The 22,462-nt window shown below is 70.5% G+C and carries 17 protein-coding genes; 9 read left to right on the top strand and 8 right to left on the bottom strand.

Going from position 1 to position 22,462, the window contains the following annotated elements; translation table 11 throughout:
- Nucleotides 1-34: 34 nt before the first annotated feature.
- From DI269_RS08400 to DI269_RS08380, 5 genes are all read right to left on the bottom strand, one after another.
- Nucleotides 35-2,446, bottom strand: a complete 2,412-nt coding sequence (locus tag DI269_RS08400) for an RICIN domain-containing protein (RefSeq protein WP_112134674.1) — start codon at nt 2,444-2,446, stop codon at nt 35-37.
- Nucleotides 2,447-2,481: 35 nt separating this feature from the next.
- Nucleotides 2,482-3,630 (bottom strand): mandelate racemase/muconate lactonizing enzyme family protein, encoded by a 1,149-nt coding sequence (locus DI269_RS08395; RefSeq protein WP_112134672.1) that lies wholly within the window; start codon nt 3,628-3,630, stop codon nt 2,482-2,484.
- A 1-nt stretch (nt 3,631) separates the two neighbouring features.
- Entirely contained in the window at nt 3,632-4,459 is an 828-nt protein-coding gene (locus DI269_RS08390; RefSeq protein WP_112134670.1) for a carbohydrate ABC transporter permease, read from the bottom strand.
- Nucleotides 4,459-5,289, bottom strand: coding sequence for a carbohydrate ABC transporter permease (locus tag DI269_RS08385; protein ID WP_408612278.1), 831 nt, complete (start codon nt 5,287-5,289; stop codon nt 4,459-4,461). Before DI269_RS08385 ends, DI269_RS08390 begins: the two co-directional genes overlap by 1 nt.
- 167 nt (nt 5,290-5,456) lie before the next feature.
- On the bottom strand, nt 5,457-6,719 hold the full coding sequence (locus DI269_RS08380; RefSeq protein WP_112134668.1) for an ABC transporter substrate-binding protein: 1,263 nt from the start codon (nt 6,717-6,719) through the stop codon (nt 5,457-5,459).
- Between the two features lie 148 nt (nt 6,720-6,867).
- Here DI269_RS08380 and DI269_RS08375 point away from each other — a divergent pair, with 148 nt between their 5' ends.
- Nucleotides 6,868-7,638, top strand: a complete 771-nt coding sequence (locus DI269_RS08375) for a FadR/GntR family transcriptional regulator (protein ID WP_112134666.1) — start codon at nt 6,868-6,870, stop codon at nt 7,636-7,638.
- A gap of 262 nt (nt 7,639-7,900) precedes the next feature.
- The gene (locus DI269_RS08370; protein ID WP_112134664.1) at nt 7,901-9,211 is read left to right on the top strand and encodes a ricin-type beta-trefoil lectin domain protein; all 1,311 of its coding nucleotides are present in this window, start codon (nt 7,901-7,903) and stop codon (nt 9,209-9,211) included.
- Between the two features lie 77 nt (nt 9,212-9,288).
- Here the strand turns inward: DI269_RS08370 and DI269_RS08365 are convergent, their stop codons facing one another.
- Nucleotides 9,289-10,686 carry a glycoside hydrolase family 43 protein gene (locus DI269_RS08365; RefSeq protein WP_112134662.1) on the bottom strand — a complete coding sequence of 466 codons (1,398 nt, stop codon included), beginning with the start codon at nt 10,684-10,686 and terminating at the stop codon, nt 9,289-9,291.
- 365 nt (nt 10,687-11,051) lie between these two features.
- On the opposite strand from DI269_RS08365, the gene DI269_RS08360 reads away from it, so the two are divergent.
- The 5 genes from DI269_RS08360 (at nt 11,052) to DI269_RS08340 (ending at nt 18,106) form a co-directional block, all read left to right on the top strand.
- Complete coding sequence (locus DI269_RS08360; protein WP_112134660.1) at nt 11,052-11,972, top strand: ABC transporter permease; 921 nt, start codon at nt 11,052-11,054, stop codon at nt 11,970-11,972.
- Nucleotides 11,973-11,986: 14 nt separating this feature from the next.
- Nucleotides 11,987-12,934, top strand: a complete 948-nt coding sequence (locus DI269_RS08355) for a carbohydrate ABC transporter permease (RefSeq protein ID WP_112134658.1) — start codon at nt 11,987-11,989, stop codon at nt 12,932-12,934.
- Nucleotides 12,935-12,990: 56 nt separating this feature from the next.
- Nucleotides 12,991-14,649 (top strand): type 2 periplasmic-binding domain-containing protein, encoded by a 1,659-nt coding sequence (locus DI269_RS08350; RefSeq protein ID WP_112134656.1) that lies wholly within the window; start codon nt 12,991-12,993, stop codon nt 14,647-14,649.
- Nucleotides 14,650-14,736: 87 nt separating this feature from the next.
- Nucleotides 14,737-17,163, top strand: coding sequence for a glycoside hydrolase family 2 protein (locus DI269_RS08345; RefSeq protein ID WP_112134654.1), 2,427 nt, complete (start codon nt 14,737-14,739; stop codon nt 17,161-17,163).
- Complete coding sequence (locus tag DI269_RS08340; protein WP_112134652.1) at nt 17,153-18,106, top strand: glycoside hydrolase family 43 protein; 954 nt, start codon at nt 17,153-17,155, stop codon at nt 18,104-18,106. The genes DI269_RS08345 and DI269_RS08340 overlap by 11 nt, the downstream gene beginning before the upstream one ends.
- A 2-nt stretch (nt 18,107-18,108) precedes the next feature.
- On the opposite strand, the gene DI269_RS08335 is transcribed toward DI269_RS08340, so the two are convergent.
- Complete coding sequence (locus DI269_RS08335) at nt 18,109-19,413, bottom strand: L-fuconate dehydratase (protein WP_112134650.1); 1,305 nt, start codon at nt 19,411-19,413, stop codon at nt 18,109-18,111.
- 108 nt (nt 19,414-19,521) lie between these two features.
- Nucleotides 19,522-20,526, bottom strand: coding sequence for a LacI family DNA-binding transcriptional regulator (locus DI269_RS08330; RefSeq protein WP_112134648.1), 1,005 nt, complete (start codon nt 20,524-20,526; stop codon nt 19,522-19,524).
- Between the two features lie 109 nt (nt 20,527-20,635).
- On the opposite strand from DI269_RS08330, the gene DI269_RS08325 reads away from it, so the two are divergent.
- Both DI269_RS08325 and DI269_RS08320 read left to right on the top strand, forming a co-directional pair.
- The gene (locus DI269_RS08325) at nt 20,636-21,682 is read left to right on the top strand and encodes a zinc-dependent alcohol dehydrogenase (protein ID WP_112134646.1); all 1,047 of its coding nucleotides are present in this window, start codon (nt 20,636-20,638) and stop codon (nt 21,680-21,682) included.
- Complete coding sequence (locus DI269_RS08320) at nt 21,679-22,434, top strand: SDR family oxidoreductase (RefSeq protein WP_112134644.1); 756 nt, start codon at nt 21,679-21,681, stop codon at nt 22,432-22,434. The genes DI269_RS08325 and DI269_RS08320 overlap by 4 nt, the downstream gene beginning before the upstream one ends.
- Nucleotides 22,435-22,462: the final 28 nt, after the last annotated feature.

The following is a 22,462-nucleotide window of genomic DNA, read 5'->3' as shown; positions in this document are numbered from 1 at the left end:
GCCTCGCGCGGGGCCGCAGGCGCCCTCAAAGGACTCAGACAGCGGTCCACCGCTGGTTCGCGCCGCCGTTGCACGTCCACAGGATCACCTGCGTGCCGTTGGCGGTGCCGTTGTTGTTCACGTCCAGGCACAGCCCCGACCCGGCGCTGGTGATCGTGCCGTCGACGCCCCGGTTCCACCGCTGATTCGTGCCGCCGTGGCAGGTCCAGATGATGGCCGCGGTGCCGTTGGCCGTGTCGCCGCCCGACGCGTCCAGGCAGCGCCGCGACCCGTCCGCGTACACGGTGAACTCGCCTGCGGCCGTGTAGGTCCACTGCTGGTTCACCCCGGTCCAGCAGTCGTAGATCTGGAGCTGCGTCCCGTTCGTCGTCGACTGGTTCGGCACGTCCAGGCACCGGCCCGCGCTCACCGAGCGCAGCCCGCCCGTGGTGGTCCCCCCGCCGTCGCCGTCCGGTCCCGCCGCCGCGATGATCGCGGCCGCCCCGGCCGGGATGTTGGACGCGCTGAACGTCGTGTTGCTCCGGACGGTGTTGCCGCGCTGGCCGTCCACGAGCCCGGTGATCGCCGAGTTGGTGGTGTAGTTCCCGGTCAGCACCATGTCGCCGGTGCGGTTGCTGTTCTGGTTGTTGGCGTGGGCCCACTGCCCGGCGGTGTTGCGGAAGACGTTCCCGGTCGCGCTGAAGTACCGCGAGCCCTCGTCGAAGTACAGGCCGAGCTGCCCGCTGTTCTCGCAGTAGTTCCCGCTGATGGTGCTGGCCGGGTGGGCCGACAGCGAGTAGATGCACCCGGCGTCCCACAGCGTCTCCACGACGTTGCGGACGTGGTTGCCGGTGACGTGGACTTCCCGCAGGGTCGTCGCGGTCTGGTAGACCGGCTGGAAGTCGTACAGGCCCCGGGCCTGGTACTCGGGGCTGCCGCCCGGATCGTTGGCGCCCCAGCCGAATCCGACGTTGATGCCGCTGTAGGGCATGTCGGAGACGTAGTTGTGGGCGATGGTGATCCGGGTGCCGTAGGTGGCGAGGATCGCGGCGTGGTCGAGGTACTCGACCGCGGTCGCGTACACGCTGTTGTCGCTGATCTCGATGTCGCTGTTGAGCATCCGCGTGTCGGAGGGGTGGTGGGCGTCGGGTCTGACCCCGCCGACCACGATGCCGCCGCCGGCGCTCGCGGTGAAGGTGTTGCCGGAGACGAGGATGTTCCTGGCGCCGAGGCCGACGCCGGTGCTGTGCGCGTTGGCGTCGTTGCCGACGCCGAGGCCGACCGAGCCGAGGTTGGTGAAGGTGTTGTCCGCGAAGGTGATCCCATCGGCGGCCGAGACCTGGACGGCGGCGGGGACCTGCGCCCAGCCGTTGCGCGCGGCCTCGAAGCCGCGGCAGCCGGACCGGCACGAGGTGAACGCGTCGGCGGGCCGGTTGGCCTGGACGCCGGTGATGAACGTGCCGGTCTGCTGGTTCGCGTACCCGTTGGCGTTGCCGGGGTCGAGCCAGGAGGTGCCGGTGAAGGTGAGCCCGGAGAATTCGAGCGCGCGTACCGGCTGGTCGTAGGTGCCGCCGACCTCGATGAGCGTCTCCAGGCGCGGCAGTTCGACCTTCGCGGTCGACATGCTCTGTCCCGCAAGGGGCTTGTAGTAGAGCCGCCCGGCGGCCGTGTCCAGGTACCACTCGCCGGCCTGGTCGAGGAAGCGCTTGGAGTTGAGCAGGAAGAACTGCGGGGTGCGGAACGGGTTCTGGATCGCGTCGTACCCGTAGGTGTTGTTGTTCCAGGCGGGCTGCTGCATGGTCACGGTGCGGCCGCTGACGCTCTGGACGGGCGCGAACCGGTTGGTGAAGGACAGGAGCGCCTGGAACTCGATGCGCTGCTGCGCGGGCAGCGACGCGAGGTAGTCGAAGTTCCCGTTGTTGAGGGTGAACCCGGTGGCGTTGAGCGTCAGGTCCGAGGCGGCGATGCCGGTGCGGGCCCGCTGGGCCTGGACGCCGTCGACGTAGAGCTGCCGGGTGTCGAAGCCGGTGCCGACGTCGGCCCGGTAGACCCCGGTCGCGGCGTCGTCGAGGACCCAGCCGGTGACGGCCTGGGCCCCGGTGATCACGGGGTCGGCCCCGGCGGCGGCCTGCCAGGTCACGGTGTGGCCGTTGCGTCCGGAGTCGCCGGCGTTGAACCGCAGCGGGGCGCTGAGCCGGTACGTCCCATTGGTGAGGGTGACGGTGACGTCGCCGTCGCCTGCGGCGGCGGCCTGCCGGGCGCGCTCCTGCGCCTTCGTCAGGGTCTTGAACGGCTGGGCGGAGGTTCCGGCGTTGGTGTCGCTGCCGGTGGGGGAGACGTGGAAGTCGTACTGGGTCTGGGCGAGTGCCGGGGAAGCGCCCGGGCCCGCGAGGAGGCCGGTGGTGGCGATGAGCAGGGCCGCCGCCATGGCGGGTGCGCGGAGGCGCCTCGGCGTTGAGTGCCGCATTGCTTGTCCTTTCCAGAGTGTCGGATCGGGGATCGTCAGTGCTCGCTCGCGAGCAGGCGCAGTCCGGCGCGTTCGGGCCGGACCGCGGGTCCGGCGGGGTCGGCCGGGGCCGGGCGCAGGCCGAGCTCGGCGATCGCGCCCTTGTAGACCGTCAGGCCGAGGCCGGGGGAGTCGCCGAGGACGAACGCGCCGTCCTCGATGTCGAGGTCGGCGGTGATGCCGACAGGGGGCCGCAGGTCCTGGAGCTCGCTCACCAGGTGGTTGGGGACCGCGGTGGCGGCGTGGAGGAGCCCGACCGGGATGTTCCCGATGGGGCTGACGGGCAGGTCGTGCGCGTGCGCGAGCGCGGCGACGCGCAGGAAGTGGGTGACGCCCCCGACCGCGGCGGTCTGGACGATGTCGAGCCCCCCGGCCTTCAGCAGCGGCCCGTACTGCTCCAGGCCGGTGAGGTTCTCGCCGCTCGCCACCGCGGCCTTGACTCCACGTTGGACGACGGCGAGTCCTTCGGCGTCCCAGCGCCGCACCGGCTCCTCGATCCACGCGAGGTCAAGGGTCCGTTCGAGTTCGCGGACGTGGCGGACGGCCTGCTTGCGCGACCACGCCTCGTTCGCGTCGAGCATGAGGCCCGGCCGCGCGCCGCCGCCCGCCTCGGCGAGCACGTCCCGCACCAGCGTGAGCCGCCGCCGGTCGGCCTCGACGTCCAAGCCGCCCTTGAGCTTCGCCGCCCGCAGGCCCCGCTCGGCGTAGACGCCGTAGGCCGCGACCAGGTCCTCGTCGCCCAGTCCGATGTCGAGCCCCGACGCATAAGCGGGCACCACCCGGTCGCGCCCGCCCAGCAGCCGCCACAGCGGCTCGTCCGCGGCCTGCGCCTTGAGGTCCCACAGGGCGGTGTCGAGCGCGCCGATGGTCCCGAACACCGCGCCCGCGTGCCCGGCCTTGAAGGCGCGGCGCAGCATCCGGTCGTACAGCGCGGTGACGGCCCGCGGGTCCTCGCCCTCGATGGCGGCGAAGACGCCCTCCAGTCCGGCGTGCGAGCCGAGTCCGACGCCGGTTGCGCCCTCGTCGGTGTCGACCAGGACCACCGGGAGCGTGGTGACGCCGTCCTCGAAGACGCCGTTGGCGTCCCCGACGGGCCGCGCCCACTCCTGGATGGTCGTCAGCGTGCGGTAACCGGTGATCCGCATGTCATCCCTTCGTGGAGCCGGCGGTGACGCCGGAGGCGATCTGGCGCTGGAAGAACAGGTAGAGGACGAGGACCGGCACCGCGGCGATGAGCACGCCGCCGGCGAACGTGGGGATGTCCGCGGAGTACTGCCCGCGCAGCGAGGTCACGCCGACCATGAGGGTCCGGTGCTCGGCCGAGGGCATCATCAGCAGCGCGATGAGCACGTCGTTCCAGCAGAACAGGGCGTCGAGGATGCCGACCGACAGGAGCGCGGGCCGCCCCAGCGGCAGCATGATCCGCCCGTAGACCCCGTACAGCGAGTTCCCGTCGATCCGGGCCGCGTCGACGATCTCGGCCGGGATGCCGCTGTAGTACCCGGTCATCAGGAACACCGTGAACGGCAGGAACTGCGCGGTGTACGCGAGGATGAGCCCCGGGTAGGTGTCGATGAGCCCGGCCTGGCCCATGGTGCGCGCCAACGGGACCATGATGACCTGGAACGGGATGAACAGGGCCGCGAGGCAGCCGAGGTACAGCACCCGCGAGCCGCGGAACCGCAGGCGGCTCAGCGCGAAGCCCGCCATCGACCCGGCCAGGAGCAGCAGTGCGACCGCGCCGGTGACGACGATGACCGAGTTCAGGAGGTAGCGGCCCATGTCGGCGCTCGTCCAGGCCGTGACGAACGCGTCCCACCGGAGCCCCTCGGCCGGGGCGAAGCGGTCGAGCACGTACTCGTGGCGGGTCTTCATGGCGACGTTCGCGGTGAACAGCAGCGGGTACACGGTGGCGATCGCCAAGGCGGCCATGGGGATCGCGGCGAGCCATCGCCCCGCGCGCAGGGGTGCCATCAGTCCTCCCTCCCCGAGCGGCGCAGGATCGCGAGCTGGAGCATCCCGACCACGAGCATCACGGCGAAGAGCACTGTGGACGCGGCTGAGGCGAGCGCGGGGCGGCTCATCTGGCCCTGCTGGAACCAGATGTAGTACTCCGGCAGGTAGGTCGAGCCTTCCGGCCCGCCGCCGGTCATGACGTACAGCAGCCCGAACATCGAGGTGAGCATCCCGATCATGGTGGTGACGACGACGAACTGGATGGTGCGCGCCAGCCCCGGGACGATGACGTGCCTGACCACCAGCGGCAGCGAGGCGCCGTCGACGCGCGCGGCGTCGATGAGCGAGGTGTCCAAGGTGGCGAACCCGGCGAGGAACACCACCAGGCCCATGCCGAAGGTCGCCCAGATGTGGACGCCCACGACGGCGAACATGGCGACGTCGGGGTCGCCGAGCCAGTCGACCGGCCCGAGCCCGACGGTCCCGAGGACGGTGTTGGCCGGGCCGTCGAAGGCGAGCAGGAGGTTGAAGATCGCCCCGATGATCACCGGCGACAGGACCGCGGGGAAGAAGTAGACGCTGCGGTAGACCCGGTGCCCGGGCACCCGCAGGTAGACGAACGTCGCGAGGGCGCCCGGGACCGCCACGGCCACCGGCAGGAGCAGCACGAGCAGGCCCACGTTCCCCATGGACTCGCGGAACAGCGGGTCGTCGAACAGGGCCGCGTAGTTGTCCAGCCCGACGTTCTGGCCGTTGCGGTCGCCGTCCCCGGTGAAGGAGAAGTTGACGCCGAGTGCCAAGGGGTACAGGCGAAGTCCGGCGATGATGAGGACCGCGGGCGCCACCAGGACGTAGGGGGCGAGGCGGTCGGCGCGGGGGAATCGCTGGTTCTTCCCGCGCCGACGCCCCCGAGCCTCTCGGTCCGCCGCTCGTGCAGTCTCCCCGGCGGGCCCGACCACGGTGGGTCCGGCCGGGGGCGGCGGAGTTCCGATCGGCACGTCTTCGTTGAGCACGGTCACTGGTCGCTCTCGGCCAGCTGCGCCAGCGCGTCGTCGACGGTGACCGAGCCGCTCAGCAGCTGCTGCGACAGGCGCCCCATGAGCTCCAGCGTCTCGGCCGACAGCGCCACGTGCAGCGCGGGCCTGCCGGTCGGCAGCTGCGCGACGATGGCGGCGGTGGCCGGTCCGGCGCCGGAGGCGTCGATGGTGGTGTCGGCCGCGATCGCGCCGGCGTCGGCGTAGAACGCCTCCAGTGCCGCGGTCGAGGTCAGCGACCGGACGAGGTCGGCGGCGAGCTCGGGGTCCTCGGTCCACTCGGCGACGCCGTAGCCGATACCGCCGTCGTACGGCATGACCGGCACCGCACCGGCGCTCGCGACCGGGGCCGGCATGACGCCGACGTTCTCGGCGCCGATGAACTCGCCGAACTCCTTCCAGTGGCCCACGTCGGACATGAGCCCGATGACGTGGGCGGCCTCTCCGGAGTCGAAGAGCGCGAACTCGTCGTTGAACATCGCGGTGGAGTTGACGCCGTCGTTGTTGAGCCCGGCCGTCTCGGCCTCGACCCACATCTCGAAGACCTGCTTGACGCCCGGCGAGGTCCAGTCGCGGTCCCCGGCGATCCACGCGTCGTACTCCTCGGGGGTGAGGACGCCCGGGCCCAGCCCTGAGAGGAAGAACTGGATCCCGTAGCCCTCCTTGTTGCCCATGGCGAAGCAGGTGGCGCCGGTGGCCTCCTCGATCCGGGCGCAGTCGGCGAGGAACTCCTCCCAGGTGGCGGCGGGCGCCTCGGGGTCGAGGCCGGCCTGCTCGTAGAGCGCCTTGTTGTAGTAGAGCGGGTGGCCCTGCAAGGTGACGGGCGCGGCGTAGACGTGCCCGCCGTCGGAGAACGCCTCCCACCCGGCCAGGCGCTCGGTGTCCTCGGCGAGGTAGTCCTCAAGGGGCAGCAGGGCGTCGGTGCGGTCGCGCAGCTGGCCGCCGCCGTTGAAGAGCATGACGTCCGGGCCCTCGCCGGACTGGATCGCGGTGCCCAGCAGGTTGTAGTACTGGTCGAACGGCTGGGCCACGAACTCGACCTCGACGTCGGGGTGCTGCTCGGCGAAGTCGGCCCTGGCCGCCTCGATGTAGGACTCGGCGGTCGCGTCCCCGGACTTCCAGTCCCAGACCACCAGCGTGCCGTCGCCCCCGCCGGGGGAGGAGTCGGGTGCCGCGGCGCTGCCGCAGCCGTACAGCGCCAGCGGCGCGATGAGGGCGGTCGACCACAGTGCTCGTCGCTTCATTGCAGGTTCACTCTCCGTGGGGGTGGCCGGGGGGTCCGGCTCGCAGGGTCGCCAATGAACGTAACTTGTATGACGTCTTACGTCAATGGAGTGATGTATATTGATGTCTCGACCGCGTCCGACCGGCGCGGCGACCCACGGAGGTCCGATGACGACAGTGCAGCCACCGGCGACCGACGGTCCGGTGCGGCCCGACTGGGCGCGGCGACCGACCAACCTGGCCAAGGCCGTCACCGCCGAACTCGTGCAGCGCGTCGTCCGCGGCGACTACCCCGCCGGCTCGGCGCTCCCGGCCGAGCACGCCCTGTGCGAGGCGTTCTCGGTGAGCCGCACCGTGGTCCGCGAGGCCGTCAAGGTCCTCCAGGAGAAGGGCCTGGTCCGCATCAGGCAGGGGTCCGGCACCCAGGTGCTCCCCTCGACCTCCTGGAACATGATCGACGAGCTGGTGCTGGCCGCGACCATCGACGAGGACGACACCCTCGGGGTCCTCGACGACCTCGTCGTCACCCGCCGCCTCCTGGAGTCCGACATGGCCGACGTGGCCGCCCGCGTCGCCGACTCGGCGGCCGTCGACCGGATGAGGGAGCTCGTCGACCGCATGGACCAGCTCGTGGACGACCCGGAGTCCTACCACGAGCACGACCGCGCCTTCCACGACACCGTCATGCGCGCCTCCGGCAACCGCATCGCCCGCGCCGTCGTCCGCTCCCTGGAGAGCCAGGTCATCAACACCGCCAGCTACATGGGACGGACCGACCGGTCCCTGTGCACGGCCTCGAACCGCGGCCACCGGCGCATCTTTGAGCGCATCGCCGCCCGCGACAGCGAGGGCGCCGCCGCGGCGATGTTCGCCCACATCACCGACGCGTGGCTGGTGCGCCGCGGCGAGCAGGGCGACCCGGACCGCCTCGCGCGCTGAACGACCGCGCAAAGATCCGATGAATCCCGCTGCAGCGCACGGACATAGGGCCGCAGATATCGGAAACCGCTCGGGTATTGACCGCATACATCCAATCTATATAGACTAGCGTCAATATTCAAGGCATTGCACGGCCAGATCCCCGCCTCGATTGGGAGCGATTCCAGTCGATACCCGGCCGCGCCCTCCTGACGGACCTCTCATGCGATGCCCGACCACCGCGCAGTCTCCTACGAGCCTGACCACCAAGGAGTTTCGTCCGATGTCGAGATTCAGATCCGTCCTCGCGTGCCTCGCGGCCGCGACCGTCCTGGCGCTGACCGGGGGTGCGACGGCGACGGCCGCCGACACCCCCGCCGCGCCCGCGGCCGACGTGTCCGCCGCCGCCAGCACCGGCTGCGGCAAGGCCCCGACCCTCTCCAGCGGCACCCACACCATCCAGAGCAGCGGCCAGAACCGCACGTTCATCCTCAAGGTCCCGGCCGGCTACGACCGCAACAAGCCCCACAAGCTCATCTTCGGCAACCACTGGTGGGGCGGCACCGCCAACGACGTCGCCTCCGGCGGCTCCGACGGCGCCGTCTACGCCCACTACGGGCTCGACGCGCTGGCGGGCGGCTCGGCGATCTTCGTCGCCCCGCAGGGCCTCGACAACGCCTGGGCCAACACCAACGGCCGCGACGTCGTCTTCTTCGACGACATGATCCGCCGGATCGAGGCCGACCTCTGCGTCGACGAGACCCAGCGGTTCTCCCTGGGCTTCAGCTACGGCGGGGCGATGAGCTACGCGCTCGCGTGCGCCCGGCCCGACGTGTTCCGCGCCGTCATCGCGATCGCCGTCCCGGGACCGGTCAGCGGTTGCAGCGGCGGCACCGGTTCGGTGGCGTACTTCGGCATCCAGGGCGTCACCGACAGCATGCCGAACGCCCGGTCGATGCGCGACCGGTTCGTCGCCAACAACGGCTGCTCGTCGCTGAGCCCGCAGGAGCCCGCCTCCGGCAGCGGCCGCCACATCACCACCAACTACTCGTGCCGCGCAGGCGAACCGGTCCGCTGGGCCGCGTTCGACGGCGGGCACCAGCAGGGCCCGGTCGACGGCTGCACCGGCTGCGAGAGCGGCGCCCGCAGCTGGGTCAAGGGCGAGGTCTGGTCGTTCATCAGCCAGTTCGGCTCCACCCCGCCCGCGAACACCGACCAGGTCCGCAACAACGCGGCGAACCGCTGCCTCGACGTCTCGGCCCAGTCCACGGCGAACGGCGCGACCACCCAGCTGTGGGACTGCCACACCGGTTCCAACCAGCAGTGGACCGTCACCGCCTCCAGGCAGCTGAGCGTCTACGGCGGCAAGTGCCTCGACGCCGAGGGCGCCGCCACCGCCCCCGGCACGCGGGTGATCATCTGGGACTGCCACGGCGGGACGAACCAGCAGTGGAACGTCAACTCCGACGGCACCGTCACCGGCGTCGCCTCGGGCCTGTGCCTGGGGACCTCCGGCGGCGGCACCGCCAACGGGACCCTCGTGGTCCTGGCGAGCTGCAACGGCTCGGCCGCGCAGAAGTGGACCCTCGTCTGACCTGATGAACGGCGCCGACTCAGTGCCCGGCGCCGCAGAGCGGGCCTCCCTCGCGGGAGGCCCGCTCCGCTGCGCCCCTAGGCGGCGAACCGCCACCAGTCCACATTGAACAGGTAGCCGCTGCCGCCGGCGAACCGGAGGTACAGGTCATGCGTCCCCGTCGCGCCGCTCACCGGGCACGACACGCTCGACCAGGTCTGCCAGCCGCCCGTGCCCGACACCGTGCACGTGCCGACCAGCGGCCCGTTCGAACCGTCGAGCCGCACCTCGATCCGGCCCCCGGCCGTCGCCGAGGCCACCCGCGCGGTGAACGAGGTCGCACCGGTCCCGAACGCGGCGCCCTTCACCTTGATCCAGTCGCCGTTCTCGATCCAGCCGACGTTCATCCCGCCCGCACCGGCGCGCTCGGTCTCCACCCCGGTCTCCCAGGCGATCGTCTCGGCCTCCTGGCGCACATAGGGATTGAGGACCCCGACCTGCGGCACCCCGACGGTGGTCATGTTGATCTGCGGGATCGTCCCGTCGGCGTTGTACGTGAACTTCTCCACGGCCACCGACCGCGTGAAACCGCCGCCGCCCGGCAGGGCCCCGTTGTGGTAGAAGAAGTACGAGCTCCCCTTGAAGTCGACGATCCCGGGATGGTTGGTGAAGCTCGACCCCTGCGTCGGCATGACCGTCCCCCGGTACGTCCACGGCCCGGTCGGACTGGGCGCCGTCGAGTACGCGATGAACTCCGAGCAGCACTTCGCCGCGAACACGTTGTAGTACAGGGAACCCCGCTTGTAGACCCACGGCCCCTCCTCGTAGAGGGTCGGCCGCTCGGTGCTCCCGGGCCGCGTGCCGAAGCCCTGCGTCGTGAGCGGGATCTGGGTGGGCGAGCCCGAGTACGAGATCATGTCCGCGTTGAGCTTCACGTACCACAGGTTCGGGTTGCCCCAGTACAGGTACGCCTGCCCGTCGGTGTCGATGAAGACCGTCGGGTCGATCTCGCCGTTCTGGACCAGCGGCCGCCCGAGGGCGTCCCGGAACGGGCCGGTCGGGCTGTCGGCGACGGCGACCCCGATGGCGGGCCTGCCGGTGGCGTCATTGATGACCGGCACGTACCAGTAGAACTTGCCGTTCCGCTCGACGGCCTGGCCGGCCCAGGCGTCCTGGCGGGCCCAGCTGAAGGTGTCTAGGTTCAGCGGCGAGCCGTGGTCGGTCCAGTTGACCATGTCGTCGGAGGACCAGACCCGCCACTCCTTCATGGTGAACCAGGTCGAGCCGTCCTCGTCGTGCCCGGTGTAGAGGTAGACGCGGCCGTTGTACACCAGCGGCGCGGGGTCGGCGGTGTAGATGGTCTGGACGATCGGGTTGTCGGCCTGTGCCGGGGAGGGCGACGGCTCGGCGACCGGGCTCAGCGCGGCCGCCGCGAACGCGAACGCCAGCGCGAGCGCGGTGAACCGCCGCCTCCGCCTCAGGATCGGTGTGGTCATGGGGGAACCTCTCCGGCCGCGCCCGTGCGCGCCCTGGGGTCGCTCGTGGATGCAGGGCTCCGAAACGTTCGATATTTTCAGCGAAACGTCAGGAAGCCTGAGCCCAGGGTAGCGATGAGCGTTCTATATGTAAATAGATCGATATCAAGATCGGCGGCATCGGGCGTCGAAACATCCGATCAATGGTGAACTCAGTGTCAGTTTCAATGGACAAAGCGTCATAATTGACAGTTCTGTTACTCGGTCGATACCATCATTCACCTAAAGATCTGATGTTTATGGCGCTCGCGTATTGACGCCCTTCAGTGCTCCGTTTACCGTGAACATTCACGGAGCCGGATCGCGAAGGAGCGGGCGTGGATGTCATGAACGGGGAGCGCCGCCGTGCGGCGCGCATGAGGAACGTACGCCGGCACTGGCAGCTGTACGCGCTGCTCGTCCTGCCGGTCGCCTACTTCGTCATCTTCCAGTACATCCCCATGGCCAACAACGTGATCGCCTTCAAGGACTACAACGTGGTCCAAGGCATCTGGGGCTCACCCTGGGCCGGCTTCGACCACTTCGAGCGGTTCTTCGCCAACCCGGTCGCCTGGGACCTCATCCGCAACACCCTCATGCTGAGCCTCTACGGCTTCCTCGCCGGGTTCCCCGTCCCGATCATCCTCGCCCTCGCCCTCAACGAGGTGCGGGCGCGCTTCTTCAAGCGCACCGTCCAGATGGTCACCTACGCCCCGCACTTCATCTCCACCGTGATCGTCGTGTCGATGCTCATCCTGGTCTTCTCGCCCCGGATCGGCTTCATGGCCGACGTGATGGGCTTCTTCGGCGTCGACTCGAACCTCCTCGCCGACCCCGACGCGTTCCGCAGCGTCTACGTCTGGAGCGACGTCTGGCAGACCGCCGGGTACTCCGCGATCATCTACATGGCCGCGCTGGCCGGGATCGACCCGAGCCTGTACGAGGCCGCCCGGCTCGACGGCGCCAGCCGCCTGCGCAAGATCTGGCACGTCGACCTGCCCGGCATCGCGCCCACCGTCGTCGTGGTGATGATCCTCAGCGTCGGATCGGTCATGGCGATCGGCTTCGAGAAGGCGTTCCTCCTCCAGAACCCGCTCAACCTCTCGCAGTCCGAGATCATCGCGACCTACACGTACAAGATCGGCCTGCTCAGCGCCGACTTCAGCCTCGCGACCGCGGTCGGGCTGTTCAACTCCGTCATCAACCTCATCCTCCTCCTGGCCGTCAACACCGTGTCCAAGCGCGTGACCGGCAACGGACTGTGGTGAAAGGAGCGCCTGCAATGACCCTCACGACCGCGCACCGCGCCGAGCCCGAGGCCGAACCCCGGAAACCCAAGCGCCGCAAGTCCACCCAGGTCCAGGACACCCGAGTCGACCGCGTCTTCATGGTCGGCGTCTACATCCTCCTGACCACGTTCCTGCTGGTCGTCCTCGTCCCGCTCGCCAACATCGTCGCCAGCTCCTTCTCCAGCCCGGCGGCCGTCTCCGGCGGGCGGGTGTTCCTGTGGCCGGTGGACTTCACCCTCGTCGGCTACGAGGCGGTGCTGAGCAACGACGCCATCCTCACCGGGTTCGCCAACTCGGTGTTCTACGCCGTGGTCGGCACGCTCGTCAGCGTCTCCCTCACGGTCATGATCGCCTACCCGCTCTCACGCACCGAACTCGTGGGCCGCAAGGTCCTCATCGGCGGCGTCCTGTTCACGATGCTGTTCTCCGGAGGGCTGATCCCGACCTACATGGTCGTGCGCGCCCTCGGCCTGCTCGACACCCGCTGGGCGATCATCCTGCCCACCGCGATCGCCGCCTGGCAGGTCCTCATCGCGATGACCTTCTTCCGCTCCTCCATCCCCGGGGAGCTCTACGAAGCGGCGCAACTCGACGGCGCCTCTGACCTCCGCTTCCTGTGGTCGGTCGTGCTGCCGCTGTCGAAACCGCTCCTCGCGGTCATCGCGCTCATGTACGGCATCGGGCAGTGGAACTCCTACTTCAGCGCCCTGATCTACCTGCGCAGCGAAGACCTCTATCCATTGCAGCTGGTGCTGCGCGACCTCCTGATCGTCAACAACAGCGGCGGCTCGAACCTCGCCGACCAGCTCGCGGCCCAGCAGATGGCCGACCTGATGAAGTTCTCGCTCATCGTGGTCTCCACCGTGCCGGTCCTGCTCGTCTACCCGTTCGTGGCCAGGCACTTCACCAAGGGCGTGATGCTCGGCTCCGTGAAGGGCTGACCTCGCGTTCGACCCCTTTTTGTTCCCGGCAACTCCTCGATGAAAGGCAGTCAACGATGACCAGCAGATTCGTCCGTGCGGCAGCGGCGGGGGCGGCACTCGCCGTGTCCGCCGGCGCGTTCGCCGCATGCTCTTCGGAACCGGAGACCACTCCGGACGACGTGATCACCATCTTCGCCCCCCAGGACGCCGGGAACGGACAGGACCTGGAGGACAACGCGTTCACGACGGTGATCGAAGAGAAGTTCGACGTCGACCTCCAGTTCGAGACCACCACCTGGGACGGGACCGCGGCCGCCGAGAAGCGGCAGATCTCCCTCGCCAGCGGCGACTACCCCGACGCCTACATGCTCATCCCGTGGGTCGACCAGTTCAGCGCCGACGAACTCGTCAAGCTCGGCGGCCAGGGCGTGATCGTCCCGCTCGACGACCTCATCGGCGAGGACACCCCGAACCTCACCGCGGCGTTCGAGAAGGAGCCCGGGTTCGAGGAGCTGGCGACCTCCCCGGACGGCAACATCTGGGGCATCCCGGCGTGGAACGACTGCTACCACTGCTCGTACCCGTCGAAGCTGTGGATGAACTCCGCCTGGCTCGACACGCTCGGCCTGGAGCAGCCCACCACGCCCGACGAGCTGCGCACGGTGCTTGAGGCCTTCAAGACCCAGGACCCCAACGGGAACGGCGAGGCCGACGAGATCCCGCTGTCCGCGGCGGGCGGCGCCTCGCTCCTGTCGTACCTGATGAACCCGTACGTCTACACCCCGGAGATGTACGCGAACGCCGAGGCCGCGACCCCGTCGGCGCTCGGCGCCGTGGACGGCGAGGTCGTGCTGCAGCCGACCCGCGACGAGTGGCGCGACGCGATCGCCTACGTCACCTCCCTGTACGAGGACGGCCTGATCGACGAGGGCGCCTTCACGCAGAACGGCGAAGCGCTCATGGCCAAGGGCAACAGCGCGGAGGGCGTGATCCTCGGATCGGTCGCCGTCATGCACCCGTGGTTCGTCGACAGCAACCAGGAGGACGGGCGCTACACGCAGTACGACGCGGTCGCCCCGCTGACCGGTCCGGCCGGCGACGACACGTTCTGGAGCGCCGGCGGCGCGGGCGCCGCGCCCGGCGCGACGTTCGTCATCACCAACCGCTCCAGCGAGGCCAAGCAGCAGAAGCTCATGCAGATCGTGGACTTCATGGTCTCCTACGACGGACACCTCCAGGCCGAGTTCGGCATCGAGGGCGAGAACTGGGTCCGCCCCGAAGAAGGGGACGTGGCGCTCGACGAGACGCTCGCACCGAACTTCGAGGTCGTCCCCGCGCCCAGCGGCGAGGGCCTGAAGAACTCCTGGGGTCCGATGGCGCAGTTCTTCAGCGACGCCGAGTTCCGCAACGGCCAGGTCACCGCGACCGACATCTACACGCCCGAAGGCTACGAGCGCCGCCTGTTCGAGGCCACGAAGCTCTACGAGGGCCACGAGTCCGACGAGCTGTTCCCGTACTGGGAGGTCGGCGTCACCGGCGAGACCGCGACCGAGCTGGCGACGGTCCAGACCAACATCGAGAACTTCGTGGTCCAGGCGTCGGCCGAGTTCGTCACCGGAGTCCGCGACATCTCCAGCGACGAGGACTGGGCCGAGTTCCAGCAGAACCTGACCGACCTCGGCGCCGACCGGTACGTCGAGATCTACCAGCAGGCCTGGGACGAGTCCGAATAGGACCGTCCCTCTGATCGGGCGGGCCGCCTCCGGGGCAAGACGACGAGGCGGCCCGCCACCCCACCGCACCGAAAGGCACCGCACCGCATGATCCGCGAGCAGCGATTCGTCAACGACGGCTGGACGTTCGACTACGGGGACCACCCCGGCGCCGAACTCGAACCGCCGGACCCGCAGTGGTACGACGTCGGCCTGCCCCACTCGTTCGAGCAGCCCGACTACCGCGAGCACCGCATCTACGTCGGCCACGGCTGCTACCGGCGGACCCTCGCCATCGACGAGTCCTGGCTGGGCTCGTGGATCGCCCTGGAGTTCCTGGGCGTCTTCCAGGTCTGCGAGGTCTTCGTCAACGGCCGCAAGGCGGGCCGCCACGAGGGCGGCTACACCCCGTTCACCGTCGACCTCTCCGAGGTCGTCACCGCCGGGGCGAACGAGGTCTTCGTGCGGGTCGACAACCTGTGGAACCCGCGCCTGGCCCCGCGCGGCGGCGACTACAGCTTCGCGGGCGGCATCTACCGCGACGTGAGCCTCATCGTCGCCGACCGGGTCCGCATCGACTGGTACGGCGTCGGCGTCACCACCCCCGAAGTGAGCCGCGAGCGCGCCACCGTGGAGGCCGTAGTCGAGGTCGTCAACGACGAGCCGCACGCCGTCGAGGTCACCGTCGCGGCCGTCATCGCCGACCCCGACCGCGCGGTCGCGACCATGGCCCCGGTGCGCCGCCACATCCCGGCCCGCTCCCGCATCCTGGTCGAACTCGAAGGGGCCCTTGAGAAACCGCTCCTGTGGCACCCCGACCACCCGCACCGCTACCGCCTGACCGCCTCCGTTTCAGCGGACGGGTCCGTCCGCGACTCGCAGCAGACCGCTTTCGGCGTGCGCTGGTTCGAGTTCACCGCCGACCGGGGCTTCTTCCTCAACGGGGAGCACCTGGACCTCCACGGCGCCAACGTGCACCAGAACCGCGGCGGCTGGGGCGACGCCGGCACTCGGTCCTCGATCCGCCGCGACGTCGCGATGATCAAGGAGCTGGGGATGAACATCATCCGCGGCTCCCACTACCCCCACCACCCGTTCTTCGCCGAGGAGTGCGACCGCCAAGGCGTCCTGTTCTGGTCCGAACTCCACTTCTGGGGCGTCGGCGGCGAAGACGTCGAAGGCTACTGGTTCGCCAGCGCCTACCCCGTCCACGAAGAGGACGAGCCCGAGTTCGAGGAGAGCCTGCGCCGGGCGCTCCGCGAGATGATCCGCACCCAGCGCAACCACCCGAGCATCATCACCTGGTCGATCGGCAACGAGGCGTTCTTCTCCGAGGACCGGGTCACCGACAAGGCCAAGGCCCTCACCGTCGAACTCGTGGCCCTGTCGAAGGAACTCGACCCGACCCGGCCCGCCGCGGTCGGCGGCGCCCAGCGCAAGGGTTTCGACGTGCTCGGCGACATCGCCGGGTACAACGGCGACGGCGCCGAGCTCTACCACGACCCCGGCTTCCCGAGCGTCGTGTCGGAGTACCACGGCGTGCTCGGCAACGGCCCCGGCGAGTACGAAGTGGCATGGGAGCACGGCGTCGAAGTCGACTACCCGTGGCGCGCAGGGAAGATCTTCTGGTGCGCCTTCCACTACAAGACCGTCGCCCCCGGATCCGGGCTCATGGGCCTGGCCGACTACTTCCGCCGGCCCAAGCGCGCCTACTACTGGTACCGCGAACTCCTGCGCGGCATCGCCCCGCCCGCGTTCCCGCAGCCGGGCACGGCCGCGGGGATCCGGCTGCGCGCCGACACCGCGACGATCCCGACCGACGGCACCGGCGACGCGCGGATCGAGGTCGAACTGGTCGACGAGCGCGGCGTCCGCGTCGCCGACGACCGGACCATCGAACTCCGCGTCGTGGAAGGCGGGGGACTGTTCCCCTCCGGGCCGGGCTTCACCCTGTCCCCCGAGACCAACAGCGTCTGGGACGGCGCCGGCGCGATCGAGATGCGCTCCTACCTCCCAGGGCCCCAGCGCATCCGCGCCGAGGTCGAGGGCCTGCCCCCGGCCGAGATCGTCCTCACCGCGACCGGCCCGGCGACGCCCGGGCGGGGACCGGAGCGGCGGCTGCCGCCCCCGGCCCCGTTCCTGGCCGAGCCGCCGTCCGTCCCCGGCTTCATGTCGCTCGCGGCCTACCGCCCGGTCAAGACCAGCAGCACCGCCCCCGGCCACACGGGCGGCAACGCCACCGAACCGGGCGCCTCGACCTGGCGCGCGGCACGCCGCGAACCCGGCGAATGGATCGCCCCGAGCCTGGAGTACCAGTACCCGGTCAACCGGATCGAGATCGACTTCGCCGAGCCGCCGACCCACCCGTGGACCGTCGAGACCGCAGCGGACGGCCGCACCTTCACGCAGGTCCACCGGTCCGGGCCCGGCGGCGAGCGCTCCGTCCGCATCGAGTTCGCGACGCGGACCGCGCTGGCGGTCCGCGTGTCCTTCCCCGAGCAGCCCATCGACATCGAGGAGATCCGTGTCCACTGAACCCGAGTACGCCGGGTACCTCTACGCGCACTTCAAACGCGAGGACGAGGACGGCGAGCAGATCCACTTCGCCCTGAGCGAGGGGAACGACCCGCTCCGCTTCGCCGATCTCAACGGCGGCAAGCCGGTCCTGCGCTCGACGCTCGGCGAGGGCGGCGTCCGCGACCCCCACATCGTCCGCTCGCCCGAAGGCGACCGGTTCTACCTCGTCGCCACCGACCTGTGCCTGTACAAGAGCCTCGACTGGGACCGCCACCAGCGGCACGGCAGCCGCTCCATCATGGTGTGGGAGTCGACGGACCTCGTGGACTGGGGCGAGGGCCGCCTGGTCGAGGTCGCCCCGCCCGAGGCCGGCGACACGTGGGCGCCCGAGGCCGTCTGGGACCCCGAGCAGGACGCCTACCTCGTCCACTGGTCTTCGACCCTCTACGAGGACGCCGCGCACACCGGTGAGGCGTACCACCGGATCCTGTGCGCGACCACCCGCGACTTCCGCACCTTCTCCGAACCGCGGGTGTGGATCGACCGCGGCTGGCACACCATCGATGCCACCGTCATCGAGCACGGCGGCGTCTACTACCGCTTCCTCAAGGACGAGCGCAGCCGCACTTCCGTTGTCCCCAAAGGCAAGACGGTGTTCTCCGAGACCGCGGCCTCACTGACCGCGGCCGACTGGAAGCCGCTGGCCGAGGGCATCGGCCTGGGCGCGATCAGCCAGGGCGAGGGCCCGCTGGTCTACAAGTCGAACACCGAGGACAAGTGGTTCCTGTGGATCGACGAGTTCACGGCCGAGCGGCGCTACGTCCCGTTCGAGACGACCGACCTCGCCGCGGGGGAGTGGTCGCCCGCCGCCGGTTCCCGGCTGCCGGACGACCCCTGCCACGGCGTGGTCCTCCCCGTGACCGCCGCCGAGTACGAGCGGTTGGCGGCCGCCTGGAGGTGAGGTCAGACCCGGGGCGCCCAGTAGGTCCCGTCGGGGTACGCGAACTCCTCGATCGAGGCGGCGTGCATCTCGGCGGAGTACCCGGGCTGCGACGGCAGCAGGTAGCTGCCGTTCTCCACCAGGCACGGGTCGGTGAAGTGCTCGTGGAGGTGGTCGACGTACTCGGTCACCCTGTCCTCCAAGGACCCCGAGACGGCCACGAAGTCGAAGACCGAGAGGTGCTGCACCAGCTCGCACAGGCCCACGCCGCCCGCGTGCGGGCACACCGGCACGCCGAACTTCGCGGCCAGCAGGTAGACGGCGATGATCTCGTTGACGCTCGCCAGGCGCGCGGAGTCGAGCTGGAGGTAGTCGATCGCCTCGGCCTGGAGGAACTGCTTGAACAGGACCCGGTTCATGCCGTGCTCCCCGGTGGCGACGCGGACCGGGGCCACCGCGCGGCGCACGGCCGCGTGCCCGAGGACGTCGTCGGGGCTGGTGGGCTCCTCGATCCAGTGCGGCTTGAACTCGGCGAGCGCGTTGACCCACTCGATCGCCTCCGGGACGTCCCAGACCTGGTTGGCGTCGATCATGAGCTTCGCGTCCCAGCCGATGACCTCGCGGGCGATGCGCAGGCGCCGCCGGTCCTCCTCCAGGTCGGCCCCGACCTTGAGCTTGACGTGCCGGTAGCCCTGGTCGACCGCCTCCTGGAGGAGCCGGCGGAGCTTGTCGTCGCTGTAGCCGAGCCACCCGGCGCTGGTGGTGTAGCACGGATAGCCGCCCCGGGCTTCGAGTTCGGCGATGCGCGCGGCGCGGGTGGGCGCCTGGGCGCGCAGGATCGCCAGGGCCTCGTCGCGGGTGAGGGCGTCGGAGAGGTAGCGCAGGTCGGCGGCGTCCACGAGCTGCTCGGGCGTCATGTCGGCGAGCAGGCGCCACAGCGGCTTGCCGGCGGCGCGGGCCGCGAGGTCCCAGACGGCGTTCATGACCGCCGCGAGTGCGATGTGGACGACGCCTTTCTCCGGTCCCAGCCAGCGCATCTGCGAGTCGGACTGGAGCTCGCGGTAGAGGGCCCCGGGGTCGGCCAGCACGGTGCCGAGGTCGCGGCCGATGAGCTTGACGGCCCACTGGAGGGCGGTCGCGGTGACGATGTCGTTGCCGCGCCCGATGGTAAAGGTGAAGCCGTACCCCGACAGGCCGGGGTCGTCGGTGCGGACGGCGATGTAGGCGGCGGAGTAGTCGCCGTCCTTGTTCATCGCGTCGGAGCCGTCCAGGGTGGACGAGGTGGGGAAGCGGATGTCGTGGGCCTCGACGGCTTCGATGACGGTCATGGGGGTCTCCTCGGTTCCGCGCACGCGGGCGCGCCGCCGGTTGCGCAAACGTTTGATCAAACGACGACGATAGCCGCCCCCTCAGCCCGGCGCAAGGGGCCGCCGCCGTCAGGCCGCCGGAGGCGCCGTCGAGGCCCTCGCGACCACGACCGGTTCGGGCTCGTCCACCGCCCGGTGCACCACCGGGCCGCCGTCGACGACCTCCGCGAGCGTGGCCACCGCGGCCCGGCCGAGCTCGTACAGCGGCATGCGCACGCAGGTCAGCGGCGGCCAGGTGTGCTCGGCGGTCCACGCGTCGTGGACGGCGACCACCGACAATTCCTGCGGGACGGCGACGCCCTGGGCCCGCGCCTGGGCGAGGACCCCGACGGCGGCGTTGACGTTGGCGGCCACGATCGCGGTGGGCCGCTGGGGGAGTGCGAGCAGCTCGGCCGCCGAGGCGCGCCCGTCCGACTCGCGGAAGCCGCGCCANAGGCCCGGTTCGCCCGGCAGGCCCGCCTCCAGCAGCGCCGCCAGGTGCCCCTCGGCCCGCCGCTGCGCGGCCGGGGAGGCGGCGAGGCCGCCGGCGAAGCCGATCCTGCGGTGCCCCAAGGCGATCAGGTGCTCCGTGGCGCGCCGGGCGGCGAGCGCGTCGGGGACGACCACCGAGCTCGCGCCGGGAATGCGCTGGTGGATGGTGACCACGGGGGCGCGCACCCCCACGGTCCGCGCCAGCTCCTCGGGGTCGGACCCGTCGCGCGGCTGGAGCACGATGCCGTCCACCCGGCCCTCGCCGACGAGCCGGTCGAACATCTTCCCGCCCGGCTGCATGTCCTCGCTGCGGGCCAGCAGCATCACGCAGCCGCGGGCCACCGCCTCGTCCTCCACGCCGCGGGTGAGCTCGGCGAACAGCGCGTTCGTCACGTCGGGCACGATGAGCGCGATGACGTCGGTGCGCGCGAGCTTGAGCGCCCGCCCGGCGAAGTTCGGGTGGTAGCCGACCTCCAGGGCCGCCTTGCGGACCCGCGCCCTGGTCGCCTCGCTGACCCGCGCCGCGGGGTCGCCCGAGAGCACCCTGGACACCGCCGACACCGAGACGCCCGCGCGGGCGGCCACATCGCTGAGTTTCGCCATCGGTCCAGTATCGCCTATGCGCCCACCCGATGATCAAACGATTGCGCAAACGGGGAATCTGTGCGATCCTCACCAACGATCGATCCGTACCCGCCCTGAGGAGGCAGCCGTGCTCGCCGCGCACTACGCAGGAAACCGGACCATGACCGTGGGGGAGGCCGAGCCCGCCCCGCCCGGTCCCGGGCAGGTGCAGATCGCCGTGGCCTACAACGGCATCTGCGGCACCGACCTGCACATCCTCTCGGGGCACATGGACGCCCGCGTCGACGTCCCCGCGATCATCGGCCACGAGATGAGCGGCACGGTCGCCGCGCTCGGCGAGGGCGTCGAGGGCTGGGCGGTCGGCGACCCGGTCACCGTCATGCCGCTCGCCTGGGACGGGACCTGCCCCGCCTGCCTCGCGGGCAACCGCCACATCTGCCAGAACCTCGACTTCGTCGGCATCGACTCGCCCGGCGCCCTCCAGGGCCGCTGGAACGTCGACGCGAACCTCCTGGTGCGCCTGCCCGGCACCCTCTCCCTCCAGCACGCCGCCCTCGTCGAGCCGACCGCGGTCGCCGTCCACGACGTGCGCCGCGCCGAACTCGCCCCCGGCGACAAGGCCGTCGTCATCGGCGGCGGCCCCATCGGCGTCCTCATCGCCGCCGTCGCCCGCTCCTTCGGCGCCGAGGTCGTCGTGATCGAACTCGACGACAAGCGCCGCGAGCGCATCGCCGACCTCGGCTTCACCGTCCTCGACCCCCGCGACGACACTGCCGTTGAAAAGAGCACTGTCGCGTACGTCGAGGAGTGGACCGAAGGTGCCGGCGCCGACGTGGTCTTCGAGGTCTCCGGCGCCGCCGCGGCCGTCCTCGGCGCCGTCGACTACGCCAAGGTCCGCGGCACCCTCGTCGTCGTCGCCATCCACCCCGAGCCGCGCCCGGTCAACCTCCAGCGCGTCTTCTGGCGCGAACTGCGCCTCCTCGGCGCCCGCGTCTACCAGAGGGAGGACTTCGAGAAGGCCATCGAGCTGCTCGACGCCGGCGACATCCCCGCCGACGCCCTCATCACCGCCACGGTGCCGCTGAGCGAGATCCAGTCCGCGTTCGACGCCCTCACCGCCGGCGAGGCCATGAAGATCCTCATCGACGTCCAAGCAGGCCAGGAGAACGCGTGAACCCCTTCGACCTCACCGGCCGCCTCGCCGTCGTCACCGGCGCCAAGCGCGGCATCGGCTTCGCGATGGCCGAGGCCCTCGCCGCAGCCGGGGCCGACGTCGTCGGCGTCAGCGCCACCATCGAACCCGAAGGCTCCGCGATCGAGCAGCGCGTGACCGCTCTCGGCCGCACCTTCCGGGCCCTGCCCGCCGACCTCAACGACCCCGAGGCCGTCGCCGCCCTCGGCGAGACCCTCGCGGGCCTCGACGTCGACATCCTCGTCAACAACGCCGGGACCATCCGCCGCGCCCCCGCCGCCGAGCACCCCGACGCCTACTGGGACGAGGTCCTCCAGGTCAACCTCACCAGCCAGTTCGCCCTCGCCCGCGCCGTCGGCCGGACCATGCTCGAACGCGGGCATGGGAAGATCATCTTCACCGCCTCGCTGTTGAGCTTCCAGGGCGGCATCAACGTCCCCGGCTACGCCGCCGCCAAGTCCGGCATCGCCGGGCTCACCCGGGCCCTCGCGAACGAGTGGACCGCCCGCGGCGTCACCGTCAACGCCATCGCCCCCGGCTACATCGCCACCGACAACACCCAAGCGCTGCAAGACGACCCGGACCGCTCCAAGGCGATTCTCGACCGCATCCCCGCCGGGCGCTGGGGCAGGCCCGGCGACCTCGCCGGCGCCACGGTCTTCCTCGCCAGCGCCGCGGCCGACTACGTCTCGGGCACGGTCATCCCCGTCGACGGCGGCTGGCTCGGCCGGTAGGAGCGGCGGCGGCGCCACCCGGCACGGG

This window comes from Glycomyces dulcitolivorans (assembly GCF_003265355.1).
Lineage (GTDB): Bacteria > Actinomycetota > Actinomycetes > Mycobacteriales > Micromonosporaceae > Glycomyces > Glycomyces dulcitolivorans.
This window is presented reverse-complemented; position numbering and strand designations above follow the sequence as displayed.